This is a genomic window from Streptomyces spinosus (genome assembly GCF_020400655.1).
GTDB classification, from domain to species: Bacteria; Actinomycetota; Actinomycetes; order Streptomycetales; family Streptomycetaceae; genus Streptomyces; species Streptomyces argyrophylli.
This window is the reverse complement of record NZ_JAINRC010000017.1, coordinates 93,121-107,242: the sequence shown is the minus strand read 5'-3', so window position 1 is coordinate 107,242 and position 14,122 is coordinate 93,121. Positions and strand designations below refer to the sequence as shown.

Annotated in this window: 12 protein-coding genes; 3 read left to right on the top strand and 9 right to left on the bottom strand. The window is 71.6% G+C overall.

The window, feature by feature from the left end:
* Positions 1–40 precede the first annotated feature (40 nt).
* Positions 41–1,096, bottom strand: coding sequence for a BMP family lipoprotein (locus LG395_RS30060; RefSeq protein WP_171153393.1), 1,056 nt, complete (start codon positions 1,094–1,096; stop codon positions 41–43).
* A gap of 301 nt (positions 1,097–1,397) precedes the next feature.
* Complete coding sequence (locus tag LG395_RS30055; RefSeq protein ID WP_225811849.1) at positions 1,398–2,633, bottom strand: amidohydrolase; 1,236 nt, start codon at positions 2,631–2,633, stop codon at positions 1,398–1,400.
* A gap of 233 nt (positions 2,634–2,866) precedes the next feature.
* Here LG395_RS30055 and LG395_RS30050 point away from each other — a divergent pair, with 233 nt between their 5' ends.
* Positions 2,867–3,520 carry a class I SAM-dependent methyltransferase gene (locus LG395_RS30050; protein ID WP_225811848.1) on the top strand — a complete coding sequence of 218 codons (654 nt, stop codon included), beginning with the start codon at positions 2,867–2,869 and terminating at the stop codon, positions 3,518–3,520.
* Between the two features lie 22 nt (positions 3,521–3,542).
* Here LG395_RS30050 and LG395_RS30045 read toward each other — a convergent pair whose 3' ends face one another.
* The 7 genes from LG395_RS30045 to LG395_RS30015 all read right to left on the bottom strand — a co-directional run bounded on the left by LG395_RS30045 (position 3,543) and on the right by LG395_RS30015 (position 11,507).
* The gene (locus tag LG395_RS30045; protein ID WP_225811847.1) at positions 3,543–4,121 is read right to left on the bottom strand and encodes a hypothetical protein; all 579 of its coding nucleotides are present in this window, start codon (positions 4,119–4,121) and stop codon (positions 3,543–3,545) included.
* Positions 4,122–4,136: 15 nt separating this feature from the next.
* Positions 4,137–5,939: an alpha/beta hydrolase gene (locus LG395_RS30040; protein WP_225811907.1), complete on the bottom strand. Its 1,803-nt coding sequence runs from the start codon at positions 5,937–5,939 to the stop codon at positions 4,137–4,139.
* Between the two features lie 8 nt (positions 5,940–5,947).
* Positions 5,948–6,394 carry a hypothetical protein gene (locus tag LG395_RS30035; RefSeq protein WP_225811846.1) on the bottom strand — a complete coding sequence of 149 codons (447 nt, stop codon included), beginning with the start codon at positions 6,392–6,394 and terminating at the stop codon, positions 5,948–5,950.
* A 147-nt stretch (positions 6,395–6,541) separates the two neighbouring features.
* Positions 6,542–7,549, bottom strand: coding sequence for a hypothetical protein (locus LG395_RS30030; RefSeq protein ID WP_443743014.1), 1,008 nt, complete (start codon positions 7,547–7,549; stop codon positions 6,542–6,544).
* Between the two features lie 410 nt (positions 7,550–7,959).
* The gene (locus LG395_RS30025) at positions 7,960–8,898 is read right to left on the bottom strand and encodes an N-acetylneuraminate synthase family protein (RefSeq protein WP_171153404.1); all 939 of its coding nucleotides are present in this window, start codon (positions 8,896–8,898) and stop codon (positions 7,960–7,962) included.
* 12 nt (positions 8,899–8,910) lie between these two features.
* A complete protein-coding gene (locus LG395_RS30020; protein ID WP_171153406.1) occupies positions 8,911–10,140 on the bottom strand; it encodes an N-acylneuraminate cytidylyltransferase in 1,230 nt (409 codons plus the stop codon).
* 23 nt (positions 10,141–10,163) lie between these two features.
* Positions 10,164–11,507 carry a DUF6716 putative glycosyltransferase gene (locus LG395_RS30015; RefSeq protein ID WP_225811845.1) on the bottom strand — a complete coding sequence of 448 codons (1,344 nt, stop codon included), beginning with the start codon at positions 11,505–11,507 and terminating at the stop codon, positions 10,164–10,166.
* Positions 11,508–11,705: 198 nt separating this feature from the next.
* Here LG395_RS30015 and LG395_RS30010 point away from each other — a divergent pair, with 198 nt between their 5' ends.
* Both LG395_RS30010 and LG395_RS30005 read left to right on the top strand, forming a co-directional pair.
* Positions 11,706–12,686, top strand: coding sequence for a glycosyltransferase family 2 protein (locus LG395_RS30010; protein ID WP_171153409.1), 981 nt, complete (start codon positions 11,706–11,708; stop codon positions 12,684–12,686).
* Entirely contained in the window at positions 12,686–14,029 is a 1,344-nt protein-coding gene (locus tag LG395_RS30005) for a polysialyltransferase family glycosyltransferase (RefSeq protein ID WP_225811844.1), read from the top strand. Before LG395_RS30010 ends, LG395_RS30005 begins: the two co-directional genes overlap by 1 nt.
* Positions 14,030–14,122: the final 93 nt, after the last annotated feature.

The window sequence follows — 14,122 nt, the reverse complement described above, 5'->3', positions numbered from 1 at the left end:
GGCGCCTCCGCCGAGCCGGGGTCCGACGGGACCCGTCAGGTCACGGGGTGGTCTTGACCTTGATCGAGCCGTCGACGATCTTCTTCTGCGCCGCGTCCAGCTTGGCCTTGATGTCGTCGATGAAGCCACCGCTGGTGGACAGCGAGACGCCGTCCTTGGCGAGCGAGTAGGTGTTGGTGCCGGTCAGCGGCTTGCCGTCGTGGACGGACTTGACCAGGTCGTAGACACCGACGTCGACGTTCTTGACGACCGAGGTCAGGATCGAGTTCTTGTACTTGGCCAGACCCGGGATGCTGTACTGGTCCGAGTCCACGCCGATGGCCCAGGCGCCCTTCTTGCCGGCCACGGCCTCGATGGCGCCGTTGCCGGAGGAGCCGGCCGCCGAGTAGACGACGTCCGCGCCGTTGTCGAGCATGCCCTGCGCGGCCTCCTTGCCCTTGTCGGGGCTGGCGAAGCCGGAGGTGTCCGAGCCGTGGGACAGGTACTGGGTGTCGACCTTGATCTTCGGGTTGGTGTCCTTGACGCCCTGGACGTAACCCGCCTCGAACTTCTTGATCAGCGGGACGTCGACACCGCCGATGAAGCCGACGTGCTTCGTCTTGGTCTTCAGCGCGGCGGCGACACCGGCCAGGTAGGAGCCCTGCTCCTCGGTGAAGGTGATGCTGTCGACGTTCTTGCCGTTCACCACCGAGTCGACGATGCCGAAGGTGGTCTTCGGGTACTTCGCGGCGACCTTGGTCATGGAGGCGGCGTACGCGTAGCCGACACCGATGACGGGGTTGTAGCCCGCGTCGGCCAGGTCCGACAGGCGCTGCTCGCGGTCGGCCTCGGTGTCCGAGGTCTTCGCGGTCAGCTCCTTGATGTCGCCGCCGAACTCCTTCTTCGCCTTGTCGGCACCGCGCGCGGCGGAGTCGTTGAACGAGCGGTCACCACGGCCGCCGACGTCGAAGGCGAGACCGACCTTGACACCCTTGCCGTCGCCCGAGGCGGGCGAACCGGAGTCGTTGTCGGAGGAGGTGCTGCCACAGGCAGTGGCAGTCAGTGCGAGAGCTGCGGAGGCGAGACACGCAGCGGAAAGCTTGGCTACCCGGCGCACGGGAAGGCTCCTTCACCTGACCTGAGCGCCTTGGCGGCGCTTGATGTGAGCACCAGGGGGGTGCTCCGGCCGAGACGCCCCGGCGGCGTCGGCTTCGCGGCATCGTAACGCGCGTAGATGTCGCAAAAAACCCTCTAGGGAAGCCGTTATCGATTCGAGGCAAACACTGCCTGAACTCGGCGTCTTGGTCCTCTCACACCGTTGTTGCGCACAGTGCACGATTGGCTTGCATCCGTGTTGCGCCGGGCAGGAGACCGGCCTCCGGCCGGCCCGTGGACGGGACCGGCCGGGGGCCGTCCGCTCAGCTCCGCGCCCCGTTGACGTCCAGGAACGCGGCGGCGGTGAACATCTCCACACCCACCGTGATCGCGTGCTCGTCGGCGTCGAAATCGCCCTGGTGCAGATCGCGTACCGTGCGCTCGCCGGGCCGGCGCACCCCGAGCCGGGCCATGGCGCCCGGGACGTGCTCCAGGTACCAGGAGAAGTCCTCGCCGCCCAGGCTCTGCTCGGTGCTCTCCACGGACTTCATGCCGCGCCGGGCGACCATGGCCCGGCGCAGCAGTTCGGTCGACTCCCGGTCGTTGACGACCGGCGGCACCCCGCGCACGTAGGTGATCTCCGACTTGGCCCGGTGCAGGGTGGCGACCTCGTCGATCGCCGCGTGCACGATGTCGGGGGCCTGCCGCCAGGCCTCCAGGTCCAGGCAGCGCACGGTCCCGGACAGCTCGGCGTGCTGCGGGATCACGTTCGGGGCGTGGCCGGACTCGATGCGGCCCCAGGTGAGGGCGAGACCGACGCGGGTGTCGACCCGGCGGCCGATCAGCGCGGGGACGTCGACGGCGACCCGGGCCGCGGCGGTGACCAGGTCGGTGGTCAGATGGGGGCGGGCGGTGTGCCCGCCGGGGCCGTCGAGGGCGATCTCCAGACGGTCGCAGGCGCTGGTGATCGGCCCGTGCCGCAGCCCGACCTTCCCGGCCTCCACCTTGGGGTCGCAGTGCACGGCGAGGAGGCGGCCGACGCCGGCCAGCGCGCCGTCCTCGATGGCGCCCAGCGCGCCGCCGGGCAGCACCTCCTCGGCGGGCTGGAAGATCAGCCGCACCGGACGGGGCAGCAGGCCCTTGGCGTGCAGGTCGGCGAGGACCAGCCCGGTGCCGAGGACGACGGTGGTGTGCACGTCGTGACCGCACGCGTGCGCCCGGTCCGGGACGGTCGACCGGTACGCACAGTCACTCTTGGTGTCCGGGATGGGCAGCGCGTCGATGTCGGCGCGCAGGGCCAGCAGGGGGACGGAGGGCTGCTCGCCCTCCGCGAGACCGATGTCACAGACGAGTCCCGTGCCCGTGCTCAGGACGCGGGGCTTGAGCCCGGCCTGCTCCAGCCGCTCCTTGATCGCGGCGGTCGTACGGAACTCCTGGTTGCCCAGCTCGGGGTGCATGTGCAAGTCGCGCCGGAAGGCGACGAGTTCGGCGTGCAGGGACTCGCTCAGCACGCCGGGGAGCACATCCCCCGGGAGGCCGGCCTCGGACTCTACGGACATCAATTGCTTCACCCTCTGAAGGGTAGGACGCCCTGCTGGTCAACTACCCCTAGATCAACAAAAGTTCAGCCCGTTAGGGGAATAAAATCTGACCGGCGGACGCATGGCGGCGAACTCTGGTGGGTAAAACCTCTGTTTCCTCCTCCACGGATACCACGCTTCACGGGTGTCACGCGCGCCATGTCCACGAACCGGACCCCGCCGCGGGTGCCCTCCCGGTAGGGTCCGCCGACGTGAGCGACTCGACCGCGGACTTCCTCCGGACGACCCGTACCTCCTACGACACGATCGCCGGAGACTACGGCGCCCGCTTCCCTCCCGGGGACCTCCACCCGCTGGACCGCACCCTGATCAGGACCTTCGCCGAGCTGGTCACGGCGAACGGCTCCGCCCCCGTCGCCGACCTGGGCAGCGGGCCCGGGCACGTCACCGCGCTGCTGCACGAGCAGGGGGTGCCGGTGTTCGGGGTGGACCTCTCCCCCGCGATGGTGACGCTGGCCCGTCAGGCGTACCCGGGCCTGCGCTTCCACGTCGGTTCGATGACCGCACTGGACCTGCCCGACGCCACCCTGGGCGGCGTCCTCGCCCTGTACTCGACCATCCACCTGCCGGACGAGGAGCTGCCGACGGCCTGCGCCGAGATCCGCCGCACCCTGGCCCCCGGCGGGCACGCCCTGCTCGGCTTCCAGTCCGGCCCCGAGCCCGGCCGGCTGCACCTGACCGAGCGGTTCGGCCACGACATCGACCTCCACTACTACTGGCGCACCCCGGAGCAGGTCGCCGGGGCGCTGACGGGCGCCGGCCTGGACCTGGTGGCGACGGTGCTGCGGGAGCCGGCCGCCGAGGAGACACGGCCACGGGGCTTCGTACTGGCCCGCCGGGGGTGAGGCGGGGCGGGGGCGGCGGGGCCTAGAAGTGCTCGACCTCCTGGCCGTCGGGGACCTGGTAGCAGCCGGAGACCACCATCAGGCTCAGCTTGGGCGGGTTCCTCTTCTTCATCCGGGTGATGTGGACGCCGGCCTTCTGCTCGTCGTTGTCGGCGATCAGGACGACGTTCTTGTTCACGCTGGTGTCCGGGCCGTACTGGACGATCTTCCAGCCGTGCCGCGGCAGCCCCTCCTTGAGGTTCTCCATCGCGGCGTCCAGCTCGGCCGGGGACGTGGGGTAGAAGCTCCACGGATGGAAGATCTGGAAGTACTTGTCCCTGTCCTTGCCTGGGCACTGCTGCACCCCCGGGCGACCGTCGGACGCCTTCCCCTTGACCTTGATCAGGTCGTAGATGCCGCTGGACACCGCCTCCATCGCGTCCGACGCGTCCCGCGAGGTGCTGGTGCCGGCGGAGCGGATACCGCCGGAAGTGTCGCCAGGTCCGGTGGCGGGACTGCTCTCGGAGCCGCTGACAGCGCTGTTGTCGGTCATACCGCATCCCGTCAGGGTGGTGAGTACCAGGGGTACGGCGAGCAAGAGTGCCCGCTCGGTCATCTTCATGTGGGGGGACTTCTCCTACTTCACGTGGGCCCAGTAGTCGGGCGGCGGCTTCAGCTGCACGTCGTCTCCGTGCCCGGTCACGACGTAGGCCTGGTTCTTCAGGCTGTCGGACCCCGGATTCCAGTACCCGCTGTGCCCCTGCGTGTCCGTGGTCATCTGATGGGCGCCGAACTCAGGGTCACTGGGGATAACGAACCAGTCCCCGCCGTGCCCCCAGCGGCCGATGTCGGGAACGGGGTCTCCGTCGGCCTCCTCGTTCCAGACGTGGCCCTGCGGCACGTCCAGCTCGGCGGCATGGGACACCTTGACGCCCGGGCTGCCCGCCAGAACGACGTCGTCCGCGTTGAGCGTGCCCTTCTGGGCCGCGGCTCCGATCAGGGTCGTACCGTACGAATGGCCGATCACGGTGCGGTGCGGCGGTGTGTCACCCGTGTGGGACGTCTCCAGACCGTCGAGGAATCTGGTGAACGCCGGGGCGCCGTCGTACGCGTAGTGCTCGAACGGCGCGTCCTTGACCACGTCGTCCGGTGCGTCGTAGCCGAGCCAGGTGATCGTGGAGACGGTCTTTCCGTCGGCCTCGTTGCGCGCCTCGCCCCACAGATTGACCATGCGGTCGATGTTGCCGCCGATGCTGTTCAGGTCGGACTTCGTGCCCGGAACGTACACAGCCTGGTGATCAGCCGTGTCGGGATTGCCGTTGGCGATGATCGCACGGCCGTCCCCTTCGGTGCTGAACCCCAGGAGGTAGGCCTCGGGCAGCCCGTTCGTACCCGTGGCGTCGAAGCGCTTCTGGATGTCCTGCATGCCGTGCAGCGACTTGGTGAGGAAGTCGTACCGGTCCCCGTACTTCCTGCTCCACTCCATCCACTCGTCGGTGTGCACCTTGGACGGATACCCGCCTGCCGTGATCCAGGTCCATTCGTTGGCCGGCGGCTTCGGGATCGAGTCGAGTTCCATCTGCTGCCGTGCCCGGGTCTCGTCGAACACGACACGGTTGGCCTCGTCGCGGACCGTAGAGGGAAGCCCGTCGAGGCTGCCCACGGCGTCCGGGCGGAGGGAGAGCCAGGCCGCGCGCTCCTCGTCGCTGAGGTTCTTCCACCAGGCCGCGTTGTCCTGCGGGCTGCCGTCCTGGGGCGGCTGGGGCAGGGAGTCGAGGTACGTCTTGCCGGCCTCGCTCACCCCGTCCTGGTCGGACCTGGCGTCGGACCAGTCCCGGTCGGACACCACCAGGTCGTCGTCCGCCTTCAGTGCGCGCAGCTTCGGCGCCCACTTGGCGTCCGCCGCCGCGGCCTCCTGCAGCGCGTCCCCGATGCGGTTGGCGAAGCCGATGGCCTTGCCGAAGTTCGGGTTCGGGTGCTGGTGGATGGCCTGCTGCTCGATCGCGTCGGCCGTCGGATCCGTCAAGCTGGCCGAGGCCGACACGGTGCCGCCCTCGGGCACCTTGCCGTCGACCTCCGTGCCGCCGGCCGGGAAGGTGACCGAACCGTCCGCGCCCACCGTGCAGCCCGCCGCCTCGGCGTCCGCCAGGGCCGCCTCCAGCTTGCGCTTGGCCGCCGCCATGTCGTGCGCGAACCCGTTCAGCGCGGTGCTCACCAGCGCGCACTCGGTCTGGACGTAGTGGAAGTCCTTGCCCAGCTCCTTCAGCTCACGCAGGGCCGCGTCGGCCGTCTCGCCCTTCAGCCGGTTGCGGATACCGGCCGAGATGCGGTTCTCCACCGTGTCCTTTGCGGTGCTGGCCATCTCGCTCGTGGCCCGGTACCCGTCGGCCGCCTCCTCGTACTCGGAGGGCTTCAGGGCCTTCAACGTCGCGATGTCCACGAAGCCCGTCACCGGCCCTTCGGGTCGCCGCCGACGGCCTCGGTGTCGTGGTACTCGGCGCTGATCCTGTCCAGCTCGGCCTTCACCTCGGCGTCCGACATCGCGAGGTCGTGCCCGGAGCGCTCCAGCAGGCCGCCCAGCTCACCGCAGCGGCCCTTCACGTCACCGACGTACTTCTTCCAGGACGCGTACAGCTCCTTCTGCGCCGCCGCCGACTGCACGCCCGACGCGTCCCCCAGCCCCGACTGCCCGTCGTCCAGCTTTCCCAGCGCCTTGGCGATGTCGTCCTGCAGGCCCTTGGTGTCCGCGCCGGCCTGGGTCCAGGCCTTCCTGTCCGACTTCAGATCACCGGTGCCGCTACCGCCCGGATCCGTCGGAACGTGGTTCAGCCGCATCCCCGTGGAGCCGCGGGCCGCGGCATCCGCCTTCAGTCGCTCCCACTCGTCCCACGCCATGCGTGATGTTCTCCCCGATTCCCCGATTCCCCTGTTCCAGCGGTCCTCCGCCGCCTCGTGCGGGTCGCGTGCACGAGGTGAAGGAGCCTACCGAGATGTGATGACCGGGCGCCTGAGTACGCGTACTCAGGCCTGCGGTGCCGGCGGCTACGCCGGGCTCACCGCCGCCAGGCGGTGGACGTCGCGGGCCGTGCCGGTCACGCCGGAGAGGAAGCCCTGGGCGCGAGGGGACGCGCCGTCGGTGAGCCAGGTCGGGTCGATGTCGCAGACCGCCACGCGTACGCCGGTGCCGGCCAGGGCCAGCGGCAGGGTGTGCACGACGGTGGAGGGGAAGCTGAGGATCGTCCCGCCGATCGGGCCCCGGCGGGCGATGAGCTCCAGCGGGAGGTCCGGGCGGACTATCTCCAGGCCCGTCTCGGCGGCCAGGCGGTGCAGTTTCTCGGCGCTCTCGCGGCGGTGGGCGAAGTAGCGGGTGGCGCCGTGGGCCTTGGCCAGGTTCCGGACGGCCTCCACATAGCGGTCGCCGTCCACGACACCCGTCTCCACCAGGGAGGTGCCGACCAGGTCGGCGCTCTGGGTGATGCGCGGCGGGCCGAAGCGGGCGCGGGTGAAGGCGAAGTCGTTGGCGGTGACGGTCACGCCGTCCGGGACGTCGGTCACCGGCATGGAGGAGAAGACCTCGACGCGCCGGCGGTCGCTCGGGGTGAGGCGGCGCCGGGCGGAGGAGGAGACCGGCGCGAAGAGCAGGTCGCGGGCGCCGGGCCGGCCGCCCTTGCGGTGCCAGCGGACCAGGCGCTCACCGCGGGCGAGCTGGGCGACGAACTCCATCGTCGCCGTGCCGTCGTCCACGACGACGAGGTCGCGGGCGCGGGTGATGGTCAGCAGCAGTTGCACGTAGCGGGAGAAGGGGTCTCCCATGACGATCCGGTCGGCCCGGCGCAGGGAGCCGGCCAGGCCGCCGATGGTGTGGAAGGGCGCGGTCGTACCGCCCCGCGCCTCCTCCCAGCGCACCCGGTACCCCTCGTCCCGGGCCAGGTCCGCCATGCGGCGCAGCTGGCCCCGGGTCATGGGGTCGGTCGGGGACAGCACGACGACGGTCAGCTCCGCACCACCCGCCACCGCCCCGGCGCCACCCGCCACCGCCCCGGCCGGCAGCCGCCGCCCCTGGGCGGGCACGGCGGGTACCGGGCCGGCGTGCCCGGGACCGGGACCGACGCCGTCGTGGCCGCCGTGCGCGGCACCGGCGTGCGCCGGGCCGGGCTGCGCGGGCAGGGCCGGCGTCGGCACGGCAGCCTCCGCCGGCCCCGGGCCGCCGGGGCCGCCCGGCACACCCGGATCCCCGCCGCCGGGACCGAGCGGCACACCGGAGCCCGCCCGGCCGGAGCCGGACGGCACGGCCGGGCCGGAAGGGCCGGTGTCGTGCAGGCCGTGCAGGTGGGCCCACTCCAGTACGTTCAGCAGCTGTACCGGGCTCTCCACGAAGGCGAGCGTGCGGGCGGGGTGGCCGGCCTGACCGGCGCGGGGGCTCATCGGCGTACGACCGTCCCGTCGTCAGTGACCTGGATTCACACCGAGACCGGCTCGCCCGCCGCCGCGGCGATCTCCGCCTCGGCGACGACGCCCGTGACGCGGCGCAGCTTCTTCATCGGGCCCAGCTCGGAGTCGTAGACCTTCTTGACGCCGTCGCCGAGGGAGGCCTCGATGGTGCGGATGTCACGGACGAGGCGGGTGAGGCCCTGCGGCTCGACCGAGGCGGCCTGGTCGGAGCCCCACATCGCGCGGTCCAGGGTGATGTGGCGCTCGACGAAGGTGGCGCCCAGAGCGACCGCCGCCAGCGTGGTCTGCAGGCCCGTCTCGTGGCCGGAGTAGCCGATCGGGACGTTCGGGTACTCCTTCTCCAGCGTGTTGATCACGCGGAGGTTCAGCTCCTCGGCCTTGGCCGGGTAGGTGGAGGTGGCGTGGCAGAGGAGGATGTTGTCCGAGCCCAGGACCTCCACCGCGTGGCGGATCTGGCGCGGGGTGGACATGCCCGTCGAGAGGATGACGGAGCGGCCCGTGGCGCGCAGCGCGCGCAGCAGCTCGTCGTCCGTCAGGGAGGCGGAGGCCACCTTGTGGGCGGGGACGTCGAACTTCTCCAGGAAGGCGACGGCCTCGGTGTCCCACGGGGAGGCGAACCAGTCGATCCCCTTCTCCTTGCAGTACTCGTCGATCTGGCGGTACTCGTCCTCGCCGAACTCCACCCGGTGGCGGTAGTCGATGTAGGTCATCCGGCCCCAGGGGGTGTCGCGCTCGATGTCCCACTGGTCGCGCGGGGTGCAGATCTCGGGGGTGCGCTTCTGGAACTTGACGGCGTCGCAGCCGGCCTCGGCGGCGACGTCGATCAGCTTGAAGGCGTTCTCCAGCTCACCGTTGTGGTTGATGCCGATCTCGCCGCAGATGTAGACGGGCTTGCCGGGGCCGACCTCGCGCGAACCGAAGGTGCGCAGACGGGAGTTGGTGCTCATCAGGGGATGTCCTTACTTGGGGAGGGAATCGAGAGAGGGGCCGAGGATCCAGCTGGCGATCTCTCGGATCGCGCCGTCACCGCCGGGGACGGTGGTGACCGCGCGTGCGGCGCCGCGAACGACGTCGTGGGCGCTCGCGACCGCCACGGGCCAGCCCACGAGGGCGAAGCACGGCAGGTCGTTGACGTCGTTGCCGACGTAGAGCACGCGCTCCGGCGCGATGCCCTGCTCCTCGCACCACTGCTTCAGCGCGAGGTCTTTCCGGTCGATGCCGTGCAGCACGGGCAGTTGCAGCTTCCGTGCGCGGGCGGCGACGACCGGGTTCTGTTCCGTGGACAGGATCAGCAGCTTCAGGCCGCTCCTGCGGAGGGCCGCGATGCCGAGGCCGTCGCCGCGGTGCACGGCGACGAACTCCCGTCCGTCGGAGTCGATCAGCACCCGGTCGTCGGTCTGGGTGCCGTCGAAGTCGAGTACGACCGCGTCGACGTCGTCGGCGGTCGGCAGCGAACCGGGGCGGTCCGCGTCGAAGAGGGGCGCGAGGGCGCGGGCGCGGGCCAGGTCGTGCGGGTCGTCGATCTCCAGCACCCGGGCCGGGTCGGTGCGGACCAGCTCGGTGTGGCCGAAGAAGCGGTGGCGGTGCTCGCGGAAGCCGGCGGCGTCCATCGCGTAGGCGGCGCCGGTCTCCAGGAAGTCCTGGGGCCGGTCCTGGCGGCGCGGGCGGTAGGACTTGTCGTGGTTGACGCCGCGCCCGCCCTCGGTGGGCTCGTCGGCCTCGCGCCAGACGAAGCCGTGGAAGGGGGCCACGGTGACGGCGGTGTCGGCGCCGTTCTCGGCGACCGCGGCGGCGACGCCGTCGATGTCCTCGCGGACGAGGAACGGGCTGGTGCACTGCACGAGCAGGACCACGTCGACGGGGGAGCCGTGCAGCGTCTCGTGGGTGTCCATGGCGTGCAGGACGGCTGCCTCGGAGGTGGCGGTGTCCCCGGCGATGGCGGCGGGCCGCAGGACGACCTCGGCGCCGGCCTCGCGGGCGGCGGTGGCGATGGCCTGGTCGTCGGTGGAGACGACGACGTCGGTCACCAGCCGGCTCGCCCGGCACTCGCGCACCGCGCGGGCCACCAGCGGGACACCGCCCACCGGGGCGAGGTTCTTCGCGGGCACGCCCTTGGAGCCGCCGCGCGCGGGGATCACCGCGAGCACCCGGCGGATCGAAGCGCCGTGGCCCGCTGCCGGGTTGGACATGGGGTCTACTCCTTGGGGTGAGGTCACAGCTCGCCCATCCGCCGGATCACGGGGGCGACCCGCTGGACGCCGTGCCGGTAGGCGCCGCGCGCGGCCCGGCGCACGATCTGCCGTACGGGGCCGGGCGCCTTGTCGGCGGCGGGGGCACCGGGCAGCGGTACGCCGTCGGGGCCGAGGTGGTGGCGGGCGAGGATGCCGGGCAGGTAGCCGGGCGCGGTCTCGGGGGTGTAGTAGGGCGCGAGGGGCGGCAGCCCGCCCGGCCGGTCGAGCAAGCGGGCGATGCGCTCGCGGGCGCTGTCGAACGCCGTGCCGTAGGTGCCGTCGGCGGCGACGCCCTGCCGGGCCACCCACTCCTCGTCCGGCACCGGACGGTGCCCGGCGTCGAGCTGGTCCCAGGAGGCGAGGCAGCCGGAGCCGGTGAAGTGGTGGTTGCCGAGCACCTCGCGGACCCCGAGGTCGGTGAGGACCGCGGTGGGGATGCGGCGGTGCAGGGCCTCCAGGGCGGCCGTGGAGCTGACCGTGACCAGCAGGTCGGTGCGGTCCAGCACCTCGCCCATGTGGCCGTACACCAGGCGGAAGTTGGCCGGCAGGTCCTGGCCCTGGGCCAGCTTCTGGTACGGCAGCTCCTCGATGTGGGTGGTGTGCTCGCCGGGCTTGGAGCGCAGTTTGAGCAGCACCTCCCGCTCGGGGTGCCTGCGGGCGTGCTCGACGAGGCGGTTCAGCAGGTAGGTACGGTCCCGGCGGTTGTCCGGCACGGACGGCTGGGCGGCGAACACCACGGTGTAGGGCCCGCGTCCCTGCTCCGGGGACGGCTCGTCCGCGCCGGTGTACGGCTCGCCGCCGAGGAAGGGCAGCGCGACCTCGGTGACCGAGGAGGCGTCGGCGCCCACGCCCTCGTACACGGCCCGGAACCGGTCCGCGTCGTGGCGGGAGTTGGCGAGGACGAGGTCCGCGCCGTGCCGCAGCAGCAGCCCGTCGGTGAGCTTCTCGTAGACGACGCCGACGTAGCCGGTGACGACCACGGGGCGCCTGCCGGAGCCCCAGGCGGCCCGCAGCCCGTGCAGCATCGCCTGCACTCCGCCGCCGACCAGCGCGAGCACGAGGACGTCGTACCGGTCGTCGGGGTCCTCGCTCATCGCGCGCAGGAACTCGACCGCGGTGACCTCGCGCAGGGAGTCGGCATGGACGCCGACTTCCTGGAGCTGGCGGGCGGTGGGGGTGGCGCGTCCCCGCAGGAGGTAGCCGTCGAGCCGGACCTCGGCAGCCGCGGGAGTGAGGCGCTGCGCGGTGAGCGCGCCCCACTTCCACCGGGTGTCGGAGTCCGCGAGGACGGCGACCCGCAGGGACTTCTTCGCACTTGCTGGCACGTCGAAGACGCTAGGAAGCGATTGAGAGGTTCCGCCCAACCCGAATGCAACAAACGGTTAACAGCACATCGCCGAATGGGGAATCGGGACGCGGGGGCGGCGGGAAAATACGTGGTTCATTACTTCGTCGCGCACAGTTCACCTGGATTCAAGCAGACCGTCGGGGTGTGAGCCGGGGTCCCCTCTAAGGTCGTCCGCGTGGTGAAGCTCTCGGTCATCGTGCCCTTCTACAACGTCCAGCAATACGCGCCAGACACGCTGAAGAGCCTGCGTGCGAACGCGCGTGAGGACTTCGAATTCATTCTCGTCGACGATTGTTCGAGCGACGAGACACCGCGGATCCTCGCGCGCGCGGAACGCGAACTGCCCGGCGCCGTCGTGGTCCGGCACGAGCGGAACGAAGGGCTGGCGACCGCGCGCAACACCGGCATCGACCGGGCGCGCGGCGAGTACCTGACGTTCCTGGACGGCGACGACTGGCTCGCCCCCGGCTACTTGCCGCTCCTGGTCGCCGCCATGGACGAGCTGGGCTGCGACTTCGTCCGCACCGACCATGTGCAGTGCACCGGCCGGGCCCGCTCCGTCCACCGTGTCCCGGTGGGGCGGCGCCAGGTGGTGCTGGACCCCCGCGGGGCGATCCTGCCGGCCGAACGGTCCACCTCGGTCGACTACGCGTACGCGTGGGCGGGGGTGTACCACCGCCGGCTGGTCGACCGCGGACTGCTGCACTTCACCCACGGCCTGCGCACGGCCGAGGACCGCCCGTGGATCTGGAAACTGCACCGGGAGGCGGATTCCTTCGCCGCGGTCGGGCTGCTCGGCGTGTACTACCGGCGCGGGGTCGCCTCGTCGCTCACCCAGATCGGGGATGTGCGCCAACTGGACTTCATTCGCGCGTTCGACCAGGTGATCGAGGAAACGGCACGGGACCGCGATGCCGGCGCGCTGCTGCCGAAAGCCGTGCGCACGTACTGCGCCATCATGGCCCACCACCTCGGATCGATCGAGAGGTTCGAACCCGCCGTGGCCAGACAACTGCGAGCACGGGGCGCGGCCGCGCTGAAGAGGCTGCCGCAGGATCTGCTGGAGCAGGCCATCGACGCGATGGACCCGCAGCGCGCGGGCCGGCTGCGCCGGCTCAGGCGCCGGCCGACGACCGCCCGGACGGTGGCCGCCTGATGACCGGCACGACCCACATCTTCTGCGCCTCGACGCTGTACGGTGCGGCCACGCTGGCCGCCGCCCTCGACGCCGGGTTGTTCGAACCGGCCGGCCGCCGGCTGCTGGTCGTCACCAACAACGCGGCCAACCCCGAGACCACCGCGGCCCTGGACCGGATGGCCGGGTTCGCGGGCATCGGCGAGCGCTTCGACGGGGTGCTGTCCTGGAACGAGACCATCGCGCCCCTGCACCCCAGCGGCTGGGGCCCGCGCGCCAACGACATCCCCATGTGGGAGCGGTACCTGCGGCTGCTGTGGGGCCTCGGTGACGACCGGGTCCGGCTCACCGTGGAGTCCGTGCACGTCAACCCGGCACTGGCGCTGTGCCAGGTGTTCACCGGCGCCCCCGTCGACGTCTACGCGGACGGCCTCATAAGCTACGGCCCCACCCGCGACAAGGTCGATCCGCTGGTCGGCACGCGCGTCGAGCGCCTGCTCCACCTCGACCTGGTCCCCGGGCTGACTCCGCTGCTGCTCACCGAGTTCGGCGTGCGCCCCGAACTGATCCGCACCGAGGCGTTCCTGAAGGTACTGGACGAGATGGCCGCGGCGGCGCCCGGGTTCCCGGACACCGGCGGCGAGGGGCCCGCGCTGCTGCTCGGCCAGTACCTGTCCGCACTGGACATCCTGGGTGCCGCCGAGGAGGAGGAACTGCACCTGCGGATGGTGCGCGGCGCGGTCGCGCTCGGCCACCGCAGGCTGGTCTTCAAGCCGCACCCGGTGGCGCCCGCCCGCTGGTCCCGGCTGCTGGAGGAGGAGGCGGCCCGGCTCGGCGCCGAACTGGAGGTGCTGGACGTTCCGGTGCTCGCGGAGGTGGCCTTCCAGCGGCTGCGTCCCGCGCTGGTCGTCGGCTGCTTCTCCACCGCCCTGTTCACCGCCGCCGCGCTGTACGGCCTGCCCGTCGCCCGGGCCGGCACCGACACCGTCCTGGCCCGGCTCGCGCCCTACCAGAACAGCAACCGGGTCCCGGTGACCCTCGCCGACGCGCTGCTGCCCGACCTCGGCGACCAGCGGGCCGTGTCCGGCTGGTCGTTGCCCTCGCGGGAGCGGGTGGCACAGCTGGAGGGGCTGCTGAAGGCGGTGGGCTTCGCGATGCAGCCGAGGATCTACCCGGAGCTGCGGGAAGCCGCCGAGAGCTATCTGGCCCGGCACCTCGACGCGCACACCTGGCGCTACTTCAAGCGCCGCCGGCTGACGTCGCTGGCGCTGCCCGGTGCGGTGCCCGCGCAACTGGCGTTCATCCCGCGCAACGCGACCGTGCGCCGCCTCGCCCGCCGGGCGCGGGCGCTGACCCGGACTTGAGCCCGTCGCCTTCCCGCGCGTCGCTCCCCGCAGGCCGGGGAGCGACGCGTTCTTCGTGGTCCGCCCAGGTCAGCGGGCCCCGGCCGCACCCGG